Source organism: Candidatus Micrarchaeia archaeon, from assembly GCA_041650355.1.
Classification (GTDB): Archaea; Micrarchaeota; Micrarchaeia; order Anstonellales; family Bilamarchaeaceae; genus JAHJBR01.
Genome location: JBAZLI010000084.1, coordinates 1 through 3,637, shown reverse-complemented (window position 1 = coordinate 3,637; position 3,637 = coordinate 1). Strand labels below are relative to the sequence as shown.

The following is a 3,637-nucleotide window of genomic DNA, read 5'->3' as shown; positions in this document are numbered from 1 at the left end:
GGCACCTCCAGAGGCGAGAAGCAATGCTCAAAGTGGTAGTCTATTCGATGCTGCGGCAAAGCAGCTCCTTGTTGTTATCGGAGGTTTTCTACAGAGCCGCGCAAGCAGAAAACTTATAAACCGCGGATGAGCTGCATATGCATGGCTGGAAAAGCAAGGGAGCCCGCTGCACTCATCGAAGTCTCGTCCGAGGCTGGGCGGAAGATAGGCGGGATTTACACCGTCATCCGAAGCAAGTCGGAGGAGCTTGTGAAAAAGTTCGGCGACAATTACCTTCTTATCGGGATGCTGGACGAGAAGTGCGCGGAGGACATAAAATTCGAGGAGCCGGCAGGCGCGCTTGCGAAGATATTCGAGGGGCTCGCGCGCGAGGGCGTGAACTGCAGGTACGGCCGCTGGATGTACGGCAACAACGCAAGAATCATTTCAGTCGATGCCAAGGATGCCGGGGAGAGGATGGTCGAGTACGTGGACGGCAGCCGCGGCCCGCAATATGACAAGCAGAAGAATTACGCGAAATACATGCTCTGGAAAAGGTTCGGAATAGACTCCATAATGGAGAAGTCATGGGACTTCACCGAGAACGTGGTGTGGGGCATTGGCGCAGGGATGCTCATCGAAAGGCTGTTTGCGGCAAAAATATTCGACGAGGAAAAAACAGCGCTGCAGTTCCACGAATGGATTTCCGGGGCCGCCCTCCTTTACTGCAAGATGAAGGGGATGAAGCTTGCGACCGTCTTCACCACGCATGCGACCGTGCTTGGCAGGACGCTTTCGGCTGCGGGGGTGGACGTCTACGCTGAATCCCAGAAGGCGGGAGCGCCCATATCGCTCAATGTGGCATACAACAACCGGGTGGAAGGAAAGCACCAGCTTGAGGCTGCCGCTGCGCGCGAATGCACCATATTCACCACCGTGAGCGAAACCGTTGCGCTCGAAGTAGGGTACATACTCGGAAGGAAAGCGGACGTGGTGACCGTGAACGGCATCGAGTTCGGAGAGAATGCGAACGGGGACAGGAGGCACGACCTGTCATCATATGCGAGAAAGGAGCTCCAGCAGTTCCTCGAGGCCTGCTTCATAAGCTACTATAGGCAGAGATACGACAACGCCCTGTTCGTCTACATATCGGGAAGGTACGAGTTCTCGAACAAGGGATTCGACCTCTTCATCTCGGCGCTTGGAAAGCTCAATGCGCGCCTCAGGAAAAAGAAGGATGCGCGGGAAGGCAGGACCAGGCGGATTTTCGCGTTCGTTTTCGCGCCAAGCTCGGTCAGGGGGCCTAAGATATCCATCATCAAGAACTACCTCCTGCTTGACAAGATGTATGAGGTGATAAACGAGCTTCCTGAAAGCGTTGGGAAGCCGTATGTGAACCTGCAGGAGGCGCTCAAATGGGTCGAAGGCGGGATACGCCACGACCTTGAGAACATGGCGCGGGGCTTTTACAAGGACGGCGAGAGGCCACACATAAACTGCTACGACCTCTCATACCAGAACGACTCGATAATCAATGCATGCGTGGCGGCAGGCCTTGACAACGGGGCGGAAAACCCGGTCAAGGTGGTGTTCTACCCGACCTACATGAAGCCTAACGACGGGCTTATGAACCTGAACTATTATGATGTGGTCTCAGCGATGGACGTAGGCGTGTTCCCGTCCAGATACGAGCCTTTCGGGTACACGCCTGTGGAGGCGGCGGTCAGCGAGGACATCGCGGTCACATCAGACATGACCGGCTTTGGCAGGTTCATAATGGGCAAGGCGAAAAAGGGATGCGGCGTTGTCGTGCTGCGCATGGCCGGAAGAAGCTCCGAGCAGGCTTCCGAGGAGCTCTCGCGCGAGCTTGAGCGGCTGTACCTTCTTCCTGAAAAAAAGCTTGACGCGCAGAAAAAAAGCGCATACGGCATGATGAGGCACATCGACTGGCACGCGCTGGTCAGGAACTATTACAAGGCGTATTCTCTTGCCCTTTCCAAAAAGGAAGCATGATGACAGATGGATTTATGGCGGGCATTGCAACACTGCAGGAGCACTATCTTGAGGAGCTTCGCCGCGAGAAGGCGAGAGTCAAGAGGAAGATGGTATATGCGATAACTCTCCTTGGTGCGGTTTACACCATGGCAATTGCCGCCTACCACTATACTGAAAAATGGGACTGGCTGAACGCCATATATTTCACAACCGAGACCGTAACCACGGTCGGCTATGGGGATATGGTGCCGCACACCTATTGAGGCAGGCTGTTCACCATCCCGCTCATGCTCATGGGCATCGGCGTTGGCTTTTATGTAATCTACGCGCTCCAGGACTATGGGCGCTTCCACCTTGAGCCCATGGTCAAGAGCGTGGAAACGAACATCAAGGAAAGGCGGGGGCAGCGGTAGGTTGCGAAACAGGCATCCGCATTCCTGAGCCTTCAAGCCGGATTTTTCCATTCCGCCTGCCATTTTCCAATCTTTACCATTTCTCCCGCCACGCCGTGGCGACTGCCCGATTTAAATTCATTTTGCATGCATAAGATAGCCTTGGGTTGCTGTGGGAAATGCAAAGAAAGCAGTCGTGGTTTTGTCCGACGGGACCCGCTTTTTCGGCAAAGGATTCGGCGCCATCGAGAAGCGCGTTGGCGAAATCGTCTTCACAACGAACATGGCCGGGTATGAGGAATCCCTCACCGACCCAAGCTACGCAGGGCAGATTCTCGTCTCAACTTATCCGCTTATCGGCAATTACGGCACGCGCATGGAGTGGTGCGAAAGCGATTCGATGCAGGTGGAAGGCTATTGCATAAGGGAGCTTTGCCGCCAGCCCCGCCATGAAAGCGGCGGAACGGGCGCGAAATCGCTTGAGGGAAGGATGGAGGATGCGGGAATACCGGGCATATATGGCATCGACACGCGAAGCCTGGTAAGGAAGATAAGAGAAGCGGGGGTGATGCCTGCCGCTATTTCTGTTTATGAAAAAGAGGAGGATGTGCCTACCCTTTTGGAAATGGCGCAGGAGCTTGACTACTCGAAGATAAACCTGGTGGAGAAGGTGTCCGCAGGGCAGGCGAAATTCTATGGGAAGAAGGGCGGGAAAAAGATAGTGCTCATCGACTACGGGGCAAAGATGGGGATTGTGCGCGAGCTTGTGGCGCGCGGGCTGGAGGTGGTCGTGGTGCCCTTCAGCACGAGCGCGGAAGAGGCGATGTCTTTCTCCCCGGACGGGGTGCTTGCCTCAAACGGCCCGGGAGACCCCGCGCTTCTTGGAAAGGAAAGCGGGGAGCTCAAGAAGCTTTTTGACCTGCCCATTTTCGGTGTCTGCCTCGGGAACCAACTGCTTGGGAAGGCAGTTGGGGGGAAGACATACAAGCTCAAGTTCGGGCACAGGGGGGGCAACCACCCGGTGCTTGATTTGGCTGCAAACAGGGTGGTGATAACCACGCAGAACCACGGGTATGTGGTGGATGAGAAGACTCTGCCTTCCGAATTCGAGGTGACACATCGGAACCTTACCGATGGCACGGTCGAGGGAATCGCACATAAGGAGCTCCCGATATTCGCGGTGCAGTACCACCCGGAGGCGAACCCTGGCCCGTGCGACTCGAAATACCTGTTTGACAAATTCGTGAAAATGCTCTGAAGATTGGGTGTTG

General features: G+C 55.3%; 4 protein-coding genes. All 4 read left to right on the top strand.

Translation table 11 applies throughout. The annotated features are described in order from the left end of the window. Positions 1–141 precede the first annotated feature (141 nt). The 4 genes from WC488_04965 to carA all read left to right on the top strand — a co-directional run bounded on the left by WC488_04965 (position 142) and on the right by carA (position 3,624). Positions 142–1,992: a hypothetical protein gene (locus WC488_04965; protein MFA5077748.1), complete on the top strand. Its 1,851-nt coding sequence runs from the start codon at positions 142–144 to the stop codon at positions 1,990–1,992. Between the two features lie 14 nt (positions 1,993–2,006). Further along, the gene (locus tag WC488_04960; GenBank protein MFA5077747.1) at positions 2,007–2,237 is read left to right on the top strand and encodes a potassium channel family protein; all 231 of its coding nucleotides are present in this window, start codon (positions 2,007–2,009) and stop codon (positions 2,235–2,237) included. Between the two features lie 24 nt (positions 2,238–2,261). Continuing rightward, entirely contained in the window at positions 2,262–2,387 is a 126-nt protein-coding gene (locus tag WC488_04955) for a hypothetical protein (GenBank protein MFA5077746.1), read from the top strand. Positions 2,388–2,538: 151 nt separating this feature from the next. Next, positions 2,539–3,624: a glutamine-hydrolyzing carbamoyl-phosphate synthase small subunit gene (gene carA, locus WC488_04950; GenBank protein MFA5077745.1), complete on the top strand. Its 1,086-nt coding sequence runs from the start codon at positions 2,539–2,541 to the stop codon at positions 3,622–3,624. Positions 3,625–3,637 lie beyond the last annotated feature (13 nt).